Here is a 13,673-nt window from a genome sequence, read left to right as displayed (position 1 = left end):
TTAAACACTAAAAAAACAAATGAAAACCATTTTATTAATTGAAGACGATGTTGTTTTAAGGGAGAACACTGCCGAACTGTTGGAGCTTTCAAATTATAAGGTTTTAACAGCTTCCAATGGAAAAATGGGAGTTGTTATGGCTAAAAGCAGTCTTCCAGATATTATTGTTTGCGATATCATGATGCCAGAACTTGATGGTTATGGCGTATTAAGTGAATTGTCTAAAAGCCAAGAGACCAAGCACATCCCTTTTATCTTTCTATCGGCCAAAACCGAACAACAAGATGTGAGAAAAGGCATGAATTTAGGTGCAGACGATTATATCACCAAGCCTTTTAACGAAGTAGATTTAATAAGTGCCATAGAAAGCCGATTGGCAAAAGCAGCCATTCTTAAAGAATCCAATGTTCAGACAGCTGAGCATGCGCTGCAAAACCAGGACGATGAGCTAAAAACCTTAAACGACCTTAAAAACTTTTTAGACGATAATGGTGAAACCATACACTATTCCGAAGGAGACATTATTTACAAACAAGGAGACCATTCCAATACCATATACCTTATCAGTAAGGGAATTGTGAAATGTCATATTCTTGATGAGAAAGGCAAAGAGCTTATAACGGCACTCTATAAAGAAGATGATTTGTTTGGCTACACATCCTTTATGCAAAACATACCTTATCATGAATCTGCAACAGCCATTAAAGACACAACCTTGGTTAGTGTCTCTAAAAATGTCTTAAAGGAAGTGTTGGAAAAAAACCATTTGGTAACCTTGGAATTAATACAGTTACTTACAGACAATTTATTTCATGTTAAAGAGCAGTTGTTGCAAATGGCTTACGGGTCTGTAAATCAAAAAACAGCGCAAACAATCATTCAATTCTCTGAAAAGTTAAACCGAAAGCCAAACGAACCTATTAGGATTTCCAGAAACGACTTAGCAAGTGTGGCAGGAATTGCAACAGAAACCTTAATAAGGACCATGACCTATTTTAAAAAACAAGGTCTTATTGAAGTGGAAGGTAGAAATATAAAAATTTTGGACCTGGAAAAACTTAAAGAAATCTATTAATTGCCCTAAGGTAAGTGCAATATGATGAATATCATTTTATAAGTTACTTGGTGGGCTTATTTTTGAACTTTAAGTTATTAAGTAATGAAAAATGTCCTATTGCCCACAGATTTTTCAGAAAACTCATGGAATGCCATAAAATACGCTATAGATTTTCATGAGGGAATAGACTGTAATTTTTTTCTGTTACATGTTAACAGATTGAGCCATGTGGTTTTAAACGATGCGCCATATTTGCCTACACAGGATGTTATTGAAGATGTTTACACCAAACCTGCCAAGGCTCAGTTACGAGCTATGTTAAAACGTGTCACTGCATATAAGTCCCAAAATAAAAAACATAAGTTCTATACCATTTCAGATTATAATTTTTTTGTGGAATCCATACGTGAGCATGTTGAAGAAAATAACATAGACTTAATAGTTATGGGTACCAAAGGGGCTTCTGGACTTAAAAAAGTTATTATTGGCAGCAATACAGGAGACATTATTACCAAGGTGCCTTGCACTACTTTAGTGGTACCTGAAAATGCAACCTACAAAAGCATCAAGGAAGTGGCTTTCCCTACAGATTTCTCTTTACATTACAACATAAATACCTTGGAGCCTATTTTAAAAATAGTTCAGAAAAACCAAGCAGCATTAAGGGTTGTTCATATAAGCAAAAAGCAAACCGAATTAAACAGGGACCAAATAAAAAACAAAGAGTTGCTTGAAGATTATTTTCATGCAAACACACATAGTTTTCATTTTCTAACCAACAAAAAAGTTGAAGCAGCAGTTCAATGTTTTGTTGAAAGCAGAGATATAGATATGATAACTATGGTTGCTAAAAACCTTAATTATTTTCAACAAATTTTGTTTCATTCAAAAGTGGAAGAAATAAGTTACCATATAAATATTCCGTTTTTGGTGTTACATAATTAAAAACAAAAATTATGGACATGTCTATTTTCCTAGCCAAATTCTGGGGTTGGTACCTCATCGTGTTTTTTGTGATTTTAAGTTTCAATCCCAAACGCATAAAACAAATTTTCAATGACTTAAGAGACGAGAAATTTTTAATTATTGCTTCGTTTGTGGCCATTATTATTGGGTTGATAAACATTCTATTGCACAATGTCTGGGAAGCCAATTGGAAGCTTATTATAACCTTAATAGGTTGGATAGCCTTGTTTAAGGGCTTGGCCTTATTTACATTTCCCCGGCAAACTGTAAAAAGACTAAACTATATAAACGTAAAATTTGTACAGGTAATTTATATGTTACTTTTTCTGTTGGGAGTGTTCCTTTTAAATATTGCCTATAATATTGTGCCTTATTGATTTTTTAAAAAAAATGTCAAAACATGACAGATGTCATTTTATTTTTTTTAAATAGTCGCTATATTTATTACATAAATAAAACATATATTACTTCGTGATGTACTAGTTTATTTGAAAACCATTTCTTTAGATGGGTTTTTAAAAAAAAATTCTAACAATGACAGAGGAATCATTATTAGATTTAAGCTATTAATCTGAGAAAGCCAGAAATTAAATTTCTGGCTTTTTTGATTTTATTTTTGAAAACTGATAAATGTCATATTTTTTATCTTAAACATAGTTTACTTTTATCCTATAAATATAGTGTTTATATGGTTAAAGGTTATTGTGTTAAAGTACATAACCAAAATTAAGATTCTTGAGTAGTTGTTTAACTTTGTTTAATAAGTCTTTATTAGATTTTTAAGATGGGTTAATATTTTAAAAAAGTTAATGAATACTATAGAACTCTTAACAAAGCGAGAAAGGTAAAAACTTTCTCGCTTTTGTTTTTTACATGGTTTGCCACCTTCTGATATTTATCATAGTTTTTCTTTCTAGTATTGACTAAATTTAAAGTTAATATTAATACCACTTTCATGAGAAAAATATTGATACCTACAGATTTTTCAGACAATGCAATGAATGCCATAAAATATGCTTTGGAACTTTTTAAGTACCACAAAAGCAAATTTTATATCATGCATGCCTATCAAGATGAAATTTATGCAGACGAAACTGTGCTTAATAGGAATAAACTGGCAACAGTTACCAAACAAGTGCATAACGCGTCAACCAAAAAGTTGGATAATGTCTTGAAACAGATTAAAGAAATTTCGCCAAACCCTAGGCATGAGTATTTTGCTTTGCCAGCAAATAGTGTTTTGGTGGATGAGGCAGATAGAATTGTGGATAAAGAAAACATAGACATTATTGTTATGGGAACCAGAGGCGAAACAAACGATAGACGCATGACTTTTGGTTCTAACACCTTGCAGGTTTTAAAATATGTGGCCTGTCCTGTTCTGGCCATTCCAGAAAATTATAAATATACACAGCCAAAACACATCATGTTCCCAACCAATTACATGATTCCTTATAAAAGAAGGGAACTTAAATTGTTTTGTGATATGGCATCACCTTTTAGGGCTACCATAGATATGGTTTATATTTCAATGTCTGATAAACTGTCCATGAGACAAGAAGACAATAGGGAGTTTGTTAAAAACGAACTGTGTAAAAACCCAATCAACTTTATTACCATTAAGCAAAAAGACATCACAAAATCCATATTAAAATACATTGAAACCAATAACATAGATATGCTTGTCATGGTAAACACCAGGCAATCTTTTTTAGAGGATATCTTATTTCAAAATAGGGTTTCCAGGCTTACCTTAGAACTGGAAATTCCGTTTTTGGCAATGCAAAACATCAAACGTATTTAATTCATTTATTAAAACTCCGTATCATGAAAAACATATTGTTACCAACAGATTTTTCAGAAAATTCTTGGAATGCCATTTCCTATGCACTGCACTTGTTTAAAGACGAAATATGTACATTTCATCTATTGCATACTTACACACCAATTGTGTATCATGTAGAGTATGTTATGGTAAGTACGTCTCAGTTTGATTTGGCAGATGTTATAAGGGAGCAGGCCTTAAAAAGCTTAAAGGATTTTGAAACCAGGATCCAGGAAACCTTTAACAACCCAAAACATCACTTCGAGTCTAAAGCAGTTTTTAACACCTTAACGCTTGAAATTTCAGTACAGGTTAAAGAAAACAAAATAGACTATGTAGTTATGGGAACCAAAGGTGCCACAGGCGCAAAGGAAATTTTATTTGGCTCCAATACGGTTCATGTGTTCAAGCAGGTAAAATGTCCTGTATTGGCAGTGCCTGATGGTTTTAAATTTGAGCCATCCCTAGACATTTTATTTCCTACTGATTACGAAATTGATTATCAAAACAAACAAATTCAGCCTATAGTCGAGTTGTCCAAAAGCTATCAATCCACAGTACATGTGCTGAATGTGTCCTATGGTAAAGATTTAACCGAAGAGCAAAAGAGAAACATGGCCAAATTGGGAAGCTTGTTTAAAAATATTACGTCTAGATTTCACAGTGTTAAAAACCAGGAAATAACCAAAGCAATTTCCGATTTTCAAAACAAAACCAGAATTGATCTTTTGGTTATGATTAACAACAAACATTCGTTTTTTGAAAACTTGTTTTTTAAATCCACCATCAACCAAATAGGCTTTCATTTAAACATTCCATTTCTTGTAATCCCATCCAAGATGGCCAATAATTGAATGGATTAACTCATTCGTTTTAATAATACCATAAATTTAAGATGCAGCCATGAACCCTAACATAGAAATCACGAAATCCTCAGGTGAAAAAGTGAAATTTTCCCTAGAAAAACTCAGGGCTTCCTTAAAACGATCTGGAGCAGATGCAGACCTTATTAACCAAATATTGGATAAGGTTAGGGACGAGCTGTACCAAGGTATTTCAACCAAAGAAATTTACAATAGGGCTTTTGCCTTGCTTAAAAAGAAAAAAAGCTACTTTGCATCCAAATACAAATTGAAAAAAGCCATATACGAACTTGGTCCAACAGGCTTCCCTTTCGAGAATTTCATAGCTGCCATATTTACTTATTCCGGTTATAAAACCGATGTTGGTAAAATCTTGCAAGGAACATGTGTTTCACATGAAATAGATGTAGTGGCAAATAAAAATGGGGAAACAACCATAGTGGAATGTAAATTCCATAGTGAAGAAGGACGAAACTGTAACGTAAAAGTACCACTATACATTGCTGCCAGATTTAAAGATGTAAAACAGCATTGGGATTCTAAACCACATAAAACCCAATTAGTTGCAGGTTATGTGGTTACCAATACACGTTTTACCCAAGATGCCTTACAATATGGAAATTGTGTGGGTTTAAAATTATTGAGCTGGGACCACCCAAAAGAAGATGGCCTAAAAGATAAAATTGATAGATTGGGCCTATATCCAATAACGGTTTCAACTTTATTGACCAATAGGGAAAAACAATTTTTGTTAAGCAGAGACGTGGTCTTGTGTAGGGATTTAATAGGAGACGCTTTTTATTTGGATCATTTGGGAGTTTCAGAAACCAGAAAAGAAAGAATACTAAATGAGATTAAACAACTTTGTAACAGTTAAATTATGGAACAATTAGTAAAAATACATTTTTTGGGAGCTTCTGGCGTGGTAACTGGATCTAAGTTTTTAATAGAAACCACCCAAAAAAATATGTTAGTGGATTGTGGCATGTTTCAAGGCCTTAAAGAATTAAGGGAATTAAATTGGGACGACCTCTCTGTGGATGTAGAGGAAATAGATGTGGTTTTGTTAACCCATGGCCATTTGGACCATGTTGGCTATTTGCCAAGACTTGTAAAACAAGGTTTTCAGGGCAAGATTGTGGGAACAGCGCCAACCCTTGCCATTGCTGAAATAATTTTAAGGGATAGTGCCAAAATTCATGAGGAAGAAGCTGAAAAAGCCAACAAGGAACAGTATACCAAACATGAGCCAGCATTGCCTTTTTACACTACTGACGAAGCAGAAAAAACCATACGAAAGTTTCAAGCTGAGAAAGAAAATAAATGGATAAAACTTACTGAAAACATATCTTACAGATTTCAATACAATGGCCATATTATTGGTGCTACCTTTATAGAGTTGGACATATTTGAGAAGCGGTTTGTGTTTTCTGGAGATATTGGCAGAACCAACGATTACTTATTGGACAATCCTAAAAGACCAGAGTGGGCAGATTATTTATTTATTGAAAGTACCTACGGGAATAAATGTCATCCAGAAGAAGATGTGGAAGGTTTGCTTACAGAGCTGATAATAAACACCATACACGCAAAAGGAAATTTAATTATCCCTAGTTTTGCAGTGGAAAGGTTGCAAACCCTAATGTATATTTTATGGAAACTGTATCAAAAAAACCGAATTCCCAACATTCCAATATTTATAGATAGTCCCATGGGAAATAACGTGTTGGAGGTTTTTAAACAATTTCCAAACTGGCACAAACTTTCAGACGAAGAATATAGAGCCATGTGTCATCATGTAAACATTGTGGAATCTTATAAAGAAACTTGGGAAACCATAGACGATAAACGCTCCAAAATAGTTATTGCAGGAAGTGGTATGGTAACCGGAGGAAGGGTTTTAACCTACCTGCAACAATTAATAGATGTAAGCTCCACTACTGTTTTACTGGTAGGATACCAAGCAGAAGGAACAAGGGGGAGACAACTTTTGGAAGGCGCGCAAGAAATTAAGTTCTTTGGGAAATATTATCCAGTTAAAGCTTCGGTAAAGCACATTGAGAGTTTGTCGGCTCATGCAGATCAAAAAGATTTATTAAATTGGATGAGCGAAATAAAAAACATTCCAGAAAAAGTATATTTAATTCATGGGGAACCAACAGCATTGGATGCGTTTAGGGTTAAGATTAAAGACACTTACAACTGGAATGCTACCATACCAAAATTAAAAAGTGTAGACACTTTGGTGCTTTAAATGTTTATACTTAAACAATACTTTGTAATATTTTAAACCATGAATACACTGCAAGATTATAAGGGTTTTAATAGGGAAAAATCTATTGAAGAGCTACAATATACCATGCTCAATCACATAGAAAGCCTTCAAGTTGTAAAAGAAGATCTTCAGTTTTTGCAATTTTTAACTCAGGCTCAAATTTTTAACCCAAATACCATGGATCTTTTTGAAAGGTTGGAACACTTTAAAAAAGAATTGGACAAACGCATTCACAAATCTGGGAAGTTAATAATTGATGCCAATTTTCACGCCAATCAAATTGCAAATAAAATAGAATGCGATGAGCTTGCATGCGACAATTATTTTATAAATGCCCATAATGAATTGGAGCAGTATATCCATCAGTTTAGCAATCAAACTTCAAAATTTAAGCAGGAACTGTTTCAGTATTTTAAAAGCGTGATTAAAACAGCATAACAGGTTTGCAATTTTAAGAATTTTTAACATAACCAACTGATAATTATCATTTTAAAAAAGGTTTTTGCTGGTTAAATTAGTAACAAATAAAAAGTTTAACTTAAAACTTAATATCATGTCACTTATTAAATTTAACAACCGAAACAGGTTATTCCCTTGGAGTAATACAGACTTAAAATCCTTTTTAGGATCTGATGATTTTTTTAACGACGACTTTTTTTCTGAAGATAGCCTAATGCCAGCTATGAACGTAAAAGAGAACCCAACGGATTTTCAAATAGAATTTGCTGCACCTGGTTTTTCCAAAGAAGATTTTGAAGTTTCAATTGACAACGACATCCTTCATGTAAGTGGAGAGAAAAGCAATGAAAAAGAACAGGAAGATGACAACTATTCCCGAAAAGAATTTAGTTACAACACCTTTAAACGTTCTTTGAAATTGCCTGCCAGTATCAATACAGAAAAAGAGGCTCAAGCAACTTATAAAGATGGCATATTAAAACTTCAGTTATCTAAAAAAGAAGCAGAAAAGCCATCCAATAGAAAACGAATAGAAGTTAAATAGCATTCCCCTAAGTTAATAGTAGGCTGCCTGAAACAATAAGTATAATTTGTCTGGTATAGACAGGCTTTGGTCAAATTCCATATGGTTGGTTAGTTAGTAATTGAATATATTGATCAAGCCTTAAAAGTTATATTAACCAATCAGGCAGCTTTTTTAAATACAAACAGCATGTTTACATTTGAAACAAAATATCTAGAATGGCTAAGTGCTTCAGAAATGCACCAAGCTACTTTGAATTGGTATTCCGAGTTGAATTTTGTAAAAGATGAACAACTTTTTTTTGACGACCTAATCAAATCTTACACATTACAATTGATAAATTCCAATTATTTTGAGGACAGCAAGCAATTGGTTGAAAGGTTAAATAAGTTTCAAGAAGACACAAACCAGTTGATAGAGGTTGTTAAAGCACACAGAAATTCATTGCAAATATTAATGGATGGCATTAACCAGTTAGAAGAAGAAACAGCATATAAAAAAGAACACAAAGAACTAGCCCTTAAACTATCAGAATTTAAACAGACTTACCATACGTTTAAAACAAGTTTTTTTGAGCATATCAAGACCATCATGAAAGAAGAAAAGCAACAGCGTTTATTGGATTAGTTTTCAATGACTGTGAAAAATAAATAAAGGCACTTTTAAGTCATCGCTTATTTTTTTGGTATCCGAAGCAGTTAAAAAACGTTCAAATGCAGTTTCCTTTTGTACAAGCAATGCCATAAGGTCTGCTTTGTTTTTGTTTAAATATTGAGCCACAACTTCATGAATGTTTTTGTTTTTAACCAATTGGTAATCAAATGTTGTATCCTTCAGGTTGGTTTTAAGATGTTCCTGGTCTTTTGCTTCAGGAGTTCCTTCATCTTGCGGAATCACTCGTACCACATCCAATGAGGTTTTAAATGTTTTAACATAGGACAAAAGCTTTAAAAAAGCCTTGCTGTTTAAAGAATCTGTTTGATCTAATGGAAGAAACAATATATGGGGTTTTTTATATTGAAATCCTCTTGGGATCACTAAAGTTGCACAATCTACTTTTCTAATTACATTAATGGTATTGCTGCCAAAAACCACTTCTTTGGCTCCAGTGACACCATTGGTTCCCATAACAATTAAATCTATTTTTTTAGAGCTTATTATTTGGTTTACAGAATCTGTTAACACATCATAATCCACAATGGTTTCAAAGCTTATCTTTTTATTGCTGGAGTTGGATTCAAGGGTTTTAACATATTTGTCTAGTTTGGTTTTGGCTTTTTTTACCAAAGAATTGTAAATGCTACTGGTGCCAGCTGCCATTAAATCGCTTGTGGTATAAACCGATTTTTGAGGAATATGTAACATGTAAAAACAACTTGCTTGGTCTTGAAACAATTGCAAGGCATAATTAGTGGCATTTTTTGCACTTTCAGAAAAATCTGTTAGTAATAAAATGTGTTTCATGTGTTTTTGGTATAACTTGTTTTTAGCTTTCTGAAATTCCAATCTTTATTAGAAAAGGCTTCCTTAAAAACTTAATTGATTTTAAGTTCCAACTACAACTTCAATAAAAAGGGAACCTAAAATTATCAAAAAAATAGTGCAACAGCTATGATTTTGGTCAATTTAGGCAAAAAAAAAGACCCTCAAGTATTTGAGGGTCTTATAATTTTCTTGAAGTAAACTGTTATTAGTTTCCTTTAACTGCATTAGCAGCGTCGTTTACAGCTTTTTTAGTTGCATCGGCAGCATCATTGGCAGCTTTTTCTGTAGCAGCAGCAGCGTCGTCAATTGCTTCGCCAGCAGCATCAGCAGCATTGTCGATAGCTTCACCAGCTTCGTCCATTGCTTCTTCAGTTGCATCCATTGCATCTTCTGCAGCTTCTTCAGCATCTTCTGCAGCTTCTTCAGCAGCATCCATTGCGTCTTCAGCAGCATTTTCTACAGCGTCTTGAGCATTTTCATTTTTTGTATCTCTACAAGAAGTGAAAGTTAAACTTAGGCATAATAACAATACAGTACTTAATAATAATTTTTTCATTAGTTAAAGTTTTAGTGTTAAAAATTAATGCCACGAATTTAATAACTAATTGTGTAACTTTTACAAGTTTTGTTAACATTTTTTAACATAATAGTTACAAGTCCGTAAATTAATCTCTTTATGTACGTAAAAAAGACATGATTTGGATGACAGCACCTCGATTATTTTTTATGTAGCTTAGGTTTTTTTCTCCAGAAGTTTTTCGTAATGTGCTGTTTTTTATAAGGTTGTCCAATATTTGATGTAGCTCTTTGGTGTTTTTTACGGAGAACATCCCTTGATTTTTTAGCATCTCTATGGCCTCTGGAAAATGGTTGTAGTGCTCTCCAATAATAATAGGAATACCAAAAACAGCTGGTTCCAGGGTGTTGTGCAAGCCGGTTTTTCCTGCTGCACCACCAACATAAGCTATATTGGCATAGCTGTAAACCTTGGAAAGTAATCCAATGGTGTCTAAAATAAGAACTTGATAGGTAGCAATTGTGTGGTTGTTTTTTTCAGAGTAGAGAATCGTTTTTTTGTTAAAAGCTTGTTTTAATTTAAGGATTTGAGCTTTTTTAATATTGTGTGGAGCGATAATAAATTTCACTTTAGCGCTATTTTCCAATGAATTGATGTAATCTATTAAAAAAACCTCGTCCTCAGGCCACGTGCTTCCAGCAACAACACAAAGGTTATCCCCTTTAAAATGCGTAATAAAATCCAAGGAATTATGCTGTTCAAGCTGGTTGTAAACCCTATCAAACCTGGTGTCTCCAGAAACAGAAACATCGTTATAACCTATGCGTTGCAAGAGTTTTTTTGAAGTCTCATCTTGTGTAAAGATATGCTGAAAAGCAAATAAAGCCTTTTTCATAAATTCACCATAAGGCTTAAAATAGATTTGATTGTCTCTAAATAAAGCAGAAATTAAAATGGCTCTTAGTTTTCTTTTCTTTAATTCGGTTAAAAAATTTGGCCATATATCATATTTCACAAAAATGGTCAACTCCGGATGTACCAAATCCAGAAATCTTTTTGCATTGGATTTGGTGTCAAAAGGAAGATAGATCACCACATTGGCAATGTTGGTGTTTTTTCTTATTTCGTAACCAGAAGGGGAAAAGAAACTTAAAACTATTTTATGTTTGGGATAGTCTTTGCGTAATTCCCTAAAGACAGGAAGTCCTTGTTCGTATTCGCCTAATGAGGCACAATGAAACCAAAGGGTCTTGTCTGTTTGGGAAATCTTGTTTTCTAAGATCTTGAATGTATGTGCTCTACCTGCTATTCCAAGTTTTATTTTGTGGTTAAAAATTGAAATACCTTTCAACACCAGTTGCGTAACATAAATACCAAAATTATAAATAAGTTGCAATTTTAAATCTTTAATGCTAAAATACACTTCTTTGGCAAAATTTCATTGGTTAACGTTTACTAATTTTGTAATTTCGTACAGTATGAAAAAAATTCAAATGGTTGACCTTAAAGGTCAGTATATAGGTATCAAAGATGCTGTTAATCCTGCCATTCAGGAAATTCTGGAAAACACATCTTTTATTAATGGACCTAAGGTTCATGAGTTTCAAAAAAATCTTGAAAATTATTTAGGGGTCAAGCATGTTATTCCTTGTGCCAATGGTACAGATGCCTTGCAGATTGCCATGATGGGCTTGGGATTGAAACCTGGTGATGAGGTTATAACAGCCGATTTCACCTTTGCAGCAACCGTAGAAGTTATAGCTTTGCTCCAATTAACACCAGTTTTGGTAGATGTCAACCCAGACGATTTCAATATTGATGTGGATGCCATTAAAAAAGCCATAACCCCAAAAACAAAGGCTATTGTTCCTGTACATTTATTTGGGCAATGTGCCAATATGGAGGCCATTATGGATATTGCTAAAGAGCACAATTTATACGTTATTGAAGACAATGCACAAGCCATTGGAGCCACTTATACATTTAGCAACGGTAAAAAAGCTAAAGCAGGAACCATAGGCCATGTTGCTTCCACTTCTTTTTTTCCTTCTAAAAACTTAGGATGTTATGGAGATGGAGGAGCCATTTTTACTAATGATGATGCCTTGGCACACACCATTCGTGGCATTGTTAACCATGGTATGTACGAACGTTACCATCATGATGTGGTTGGCGTAAACTCCAGATTGGATTCTATACAAGCTGCTGTTTTGGATATTAAATTGAAAAAGTTGGATAGCTACAATAACGCTAGAAGGGAAGTAGCTAAAAAATACAATGAAGCCTTCAAACATATAGATAAAATAACAACACCATATGAATATGGTTCATCAGACAATCATGTGTTTCATCAATATACACTTAAATTGAAAGATGTTGATAGGGATGGACTTGTTGCTTTTTTAAATGAAAACAATATTCCTTGTGGAGTTTATTATCCCATTCCACTTCACAAACAAAAAGCATACAAAGATGACCGTTATAATGAAGCCGATTTTGAGGTTACCAACCAATTGGTAAAAGACGTTATTTCATTACCTATGCACACAGAATTGGATGATGAGCAAATAGCATTCATTTCAGAAAAAATTATTGAATTTATAAATGGCTAAAATTTTAGTTACAGGAGGTCTAGGTTTTATAGGCTCCCATACAGTTGTTGAACTTCAAAAAAAAGGGTTCGAGGTGGTGATTATTGATAATTTATCAAACTCATCATTAGCTGTATTGGAGGGTATTAAAGCCATTACAGGTATCAAGCCTGATTTTGAGAATATTGATTTAAAAGACAAAAGCCTGGTACAAAGCTTCTTTAACAAACATAAAAACATTCAAGGTATAATACACTTTGCAGCTAGTAAAGCTGTAGGTGAAAGTGTGCAAGAACCTTTAATGTATTATGAAAATAACATTAATTCGCTTATTTATTTACTTCAAGAATATGCACCTTTAGAGTCGCAAAATTTTATTTTTAGTTCTTCCTGCACGGTTTATGGAGAACCGGATCAATTGCCCATTAACGAAGACGCATTAATAAAGCCCGCAATTTCCCCTTACGGAAACACCAAACAAATTGGTGAGGAGATTATTCAAGATGTTTGTAAAGTTTCAACTAATTTCAATGCCATTTCTTTAAGATATTTCAATCCTATTGGAGCTCATGAATCTGCACTAATTGGCGAACTCCCTTTAGGTGTGCCACAAAATTTAGTGCCATTTATTACCCAAACGGCTATAGGAAAAAGAAACCAATTGGCAGTCTTTGGAGACGATTATCCAACTCCAGATGGCACCTGTATTCGCGATTACATTCATGTGGTTGATTTGGCCCAAGCTCATGTAATTGCATTATCCAGATTATTGGATAAAAACCATAAAAACAATTTTGAGGTGTTTAATTTAGGTACTGGAACAGGAAGTTCCGTATTGGAAGTCATCCATTCCTTTGAACGTGTTTCTGGTAAAAAATTAAATTATAGAATTGCTGAAAGAAGGGCAGGAGACGTGGTTTCGGTTTTTGCAGATACTAAAAAAGCCAATCTGGAATTAGGCTGGAAAGCCAAGTTAACCTTGGACGATGCCATGCGTTCGGCATGGAAATGGGAACAAAAAATCTCTAAACCATCCTAATTCAAGAATCTTCACCTATAGACATGATATCTTGTCAATATGTCAACGATATGCGCTATCTGTTAAAGTATTC

15 protein-coding genes are annotated in these 13,673 nt (G+C 33.7%); 12 read left to right on the top strand and 3 right to left on the bottom strand.

The annotated features are described in order from the left end of the window. Positions 1 to 19 precede the first annotated feature (19 nt). The 10 genes from AACY93_RS03875 to AACY93_RS03830 all read left to right on the top strand — a co-directional run bounded on the left by AACY93_RS03875 (position 20) and on the right by AACY93_RS03830 (position 8,595). On the top strand, positions 20 to 1,075 hold the full coding sequence (locus AACY93_RS03875) for a response regulator (protein ID WP_286854729.1): 1,056 nt from the start codon (positions 20 to 22) through the stop codon (positions 1,073 to 1,075). 84 nt (positions 1,076 to 1,159) lie between these two features. Further along, complete coding sequence (locus AACY93_RS03870) at positions 1,160 to 2,002, top strand: universal stress protein (RefSeq protein WP_007647938.1); 843 nt, start codon at positions 1,160 to 1,162, stop codon at positions 2,000 to 2,002. 17 nt (positions 2,003 to 2,019) lie between these two features. After that, positions 2,020 to 2,400 carry a hypothetical protein gene (locus tag AACY93_RS03865; RefSeq protein WP_286854730.1) on the top strand — a complete coding sequence of 127 codons (381 nt, stop codon included), beginning with the start codon at positions 2,020 to 2,022 and terminating at the stop codon, positions 2,398 to 2,400. A 578-nt stretch (positions 2,401 to 2,978) separates the two neighbouring features. Beyond that, the gene (locus AACY93_RS03860) at positions 2,979 to 3,827 is read left to right on the top strand and encodes a universal stress protein (RefSeq protein WP_007647940.1); all 849 of its coding nucleotides are present in this window, start codon (positions 2,979 to 2,981) and stop codon (positions 3,825 to 3,827) included. Between the two features lie 23 nt (positions 3,828 to 3,850). Beyond that, on the top strand, positions 3,851 to 4,702 hold the full coding sequence (locus tag AACY93_RS03855) for a universal stress protein (RefSeq protein ID WP_286854731.1): 852 nt from the start codon (positions 3,851 to 3,853) through the stop codon (positions 4,700 to 4,702). Between the two features lie 49 nt (positions 4,703 to 4,751). Next, on the top strand, positions 4,752 to 5,588 hold the full coding sequence (locus tag AACY93_RS03850; protein ID WP_286854732.1) for an ATP cone domain-containing protein: 837 nt from the start codon (positions 4,752 to 4,754) through the stop codon (positions 5,586 to 5,588). Positions 5,589 to 5,591: 3 nt separating this feature from the next. Then, positions 5,592 to 6,965, top strand: a complete 1,374-nt coding sequence (locus AACY93_RS03845; protein ID WP_286854733.1) for an MBL fold metallo-hydrolase — start codon at positions 5,592 to 5,594, stop codon at positions 6,963 to 6,965. Positions 6,966 to 7,004: 39 nt separating this feature from the next. After that, on the top strand, positions 7,005 to 7,424 hold the full coding sequence (locus tag AACY93_RS03840; RefSeq protein WP_286854735.1) for a hypothetical protein: 420 nt from the start codon (positions 7,005 to 7,007) through the stop codon (positions 7,422 to 7,424). Between the two features lie 115 nt (positions 7,425 to 7,539). After that, on the top strand, positions 7,540 to 7,989 hold the full coding sequence (locus AACY93_RS03835) for an Hsp20/alpha crystallin family protein (RefSeq protein ID WP_286854736.1): 450 nt from the start codon (positions 7,540 to 7,542) through the stop codon (positions 7,987 to 7,989). Between the two features lie 168 nt (positions 7,990 to 8,157). Further along, a complete protein-coding gene (locus tag AACY93_RS03830) occupies positions 8,158 to 8,595 on the top strand; it encodes a hypothetical protein (protein ID WP_286854737.1) in 438 nt (145 codons plus the stop codon). 3 nt (positions 8,596 to 8,598) lie between these two features. Here the strand turns inward: AACY93_RS03830 and AACY93_RS03825 are convergent, their stop codons facing one another. From AACY93_RS03825 to AACY93_RS03815, 3 genes are all read right to left on the bottom strand, one after another. Continuing rightward, a complete protein-coding gene (locus tag AACY93_RS03825; protein WP_286854738.1) occupies positions 8,599 to 9,432 on the bottom strand; it encodes a universal stress protein in 834 nt (277 codons plus the stop codon). A gap of 226 nt (positions 9,433 to 9,658) precedes the next feature. Beyond that, positions 9,659 to 10,009 (bottom strand): hypothetical protein, encoded by a 351-nt coding sequence (locus AACY93_RS03820; RefSeq protein WP_286854739.1) that lies wholly within the window; start codon positions 10,007 to 10,009, stop codon positions 9,659 to 9,661. A gap of 118 nt (positions 10,010 to 10,127) precedes the next feature. Beyond that, complete coding sequence (locus AACY93_RS03815; protein WP_286854740.1) at positions 10,128 to 11,366, bottom strand: glycosyltransferase N-terminal domain-containing protein; 1,239 nt, start codon at positions 11,364 to 11,366, stop codon at positions 10,128 to 10,130. A gap of 82 nt (positions 11,367 to 11,448) precedes the next feature. On the opposite strand from AACY93_RS03815, the gene AACY93_RS03810 reads away from it, so the two are divergent. Next, complete coding sequence (locus tag AACY93_RS03810; protein WP_286854741.1) at positions 11,449 to 12,582, top strand: DegT/DnrJ/EryC1/StrS family aminotransferase; 1,134 nt, start codon at positions 11,449 to 11,451, stop codon at positions 12,580 to 12,582. Then, positions 12,575 to 13,600 (top strand): UDP-glucose 4-epimerase GalE, encoded by a 1,026-nt coding sequence (gene galE / locus AACY93_RS03805; protein WP_286854742.1) that lies wholly within the window; start codon positions 12,575 to 12,577, stop codon positions 13,598 to 13,600. The genes AACY93_RS03810 and galE overlap by 8 nt, the downstream gene beginning before the upstream one ends. The last annotated feature ends 73 nt before the right edge of the window (positions 13,601 to 13,673 follow it).

This window comes from uncultured Xanthomarina sp. (genome assembly GCF_963971605.1).
Taxonomy (GTDB): Bacteria; Bacteroidota; Bacteroidia; order Flavobacteriales; family Flavobacteriaceae; genus Xanthomarina; species Xanthomarina gelatinilytica.
This window is presented reverse-complemented; position numbering and strand designations above follow the sequence as displayed.

Coding starts and splice junctions, on each gene's coding strand:
- AACY93_RS03875 (WP_286854729.1), top strand. CDS start 20: ATGAAAACCATTTTATTAATTGAAGACGATGTTGTTTTAAGGGAGAAC.
- AACY93_RS03870 (WP_007647938.1), top strand. CDS start 1,160: ATGAAAAATGTCCTATTGCCCACAGATTTTTCAGAAAACTCATGGAAT.
- AACY93_RS03865 (WP_286854730.1), top strand. CDS start 2,020: ATGTCTATTTTCCTAGCCAAATTCTGGGGTTGGTACCTCATCGTGTTT.
- AACY93_RS03860 (WP_007647940.1), top strand. CDS start 2,979: ATGAGAAAAATATTGATACCTACAGATTTTTCAGACAATGCAATGAAT.
- AACY93_RS03855 (WP_286854731.1), top strand. CDS start 3,851: ATGAAAAACATATTGTTACCAACAGATTTTTCAGAAAATTCTTGGAAT.
- AACY93_RS03850 (WP_286854732.1), top strand. CDS start 4,752: ATGAACCCTAACATAGAAATCACGAAATCCTCAGGTGAAAAAGTGAAA.
- AACY93_RS03845 (WP_286854733.1), top strand. CDS start 5,592: ATGGAACAATTAGTAAAAATACATTTTTTGGGAGCTTCTGGCGTGGTA.
- AACY93_RS03840 (WP_286854735.1), top strand. CDS start 7,005: ATGAATACACTGCAAGATTATAAGGGTTTTAATAGGGAAAAATCTATT.
- AACY93_RS03835 (WP_286854736.1), top strand. CDS start 7,540: ATGTCACTTATTAAATTTAACAACCGAAACAGGTTATTCCCTTGGAGT.
- AACY93_RS03830 (WP_286854737.1), top strand. CDS start 8,158: ATGTTTACATTTGAAACAAAATATCTAGAATGGCTAAGTGCTTCAGAA.
- AACY93_RS03825 (WP_286854738.1), bottom strand. CDS start 9,432: ATGAAACACATTTTATTACTAACAGATTTTTCTGAAAGTGCAAAAAAT.
- AACY93_RS03820 (WP_286854739.1), bottom strand. CDS start 10,009: ATGAAAAAATTATTATTAAGTACTGTATTGTTATTATGCCTAAGTTTA.
- AACY93_RS03810 (WP_286854741.1), top strand. CDS start 11,449: ATGAAAAAAATTCAAATGGTTGACCTTAAAGGTCAGTATATAGGTATC.
- galE (WP_286854742.1), top strand. CDS start 12,575: ATGGCTAAAATTTTAGTTACAGGAGGTCTAGGTTTTATAGGCTCCCAT.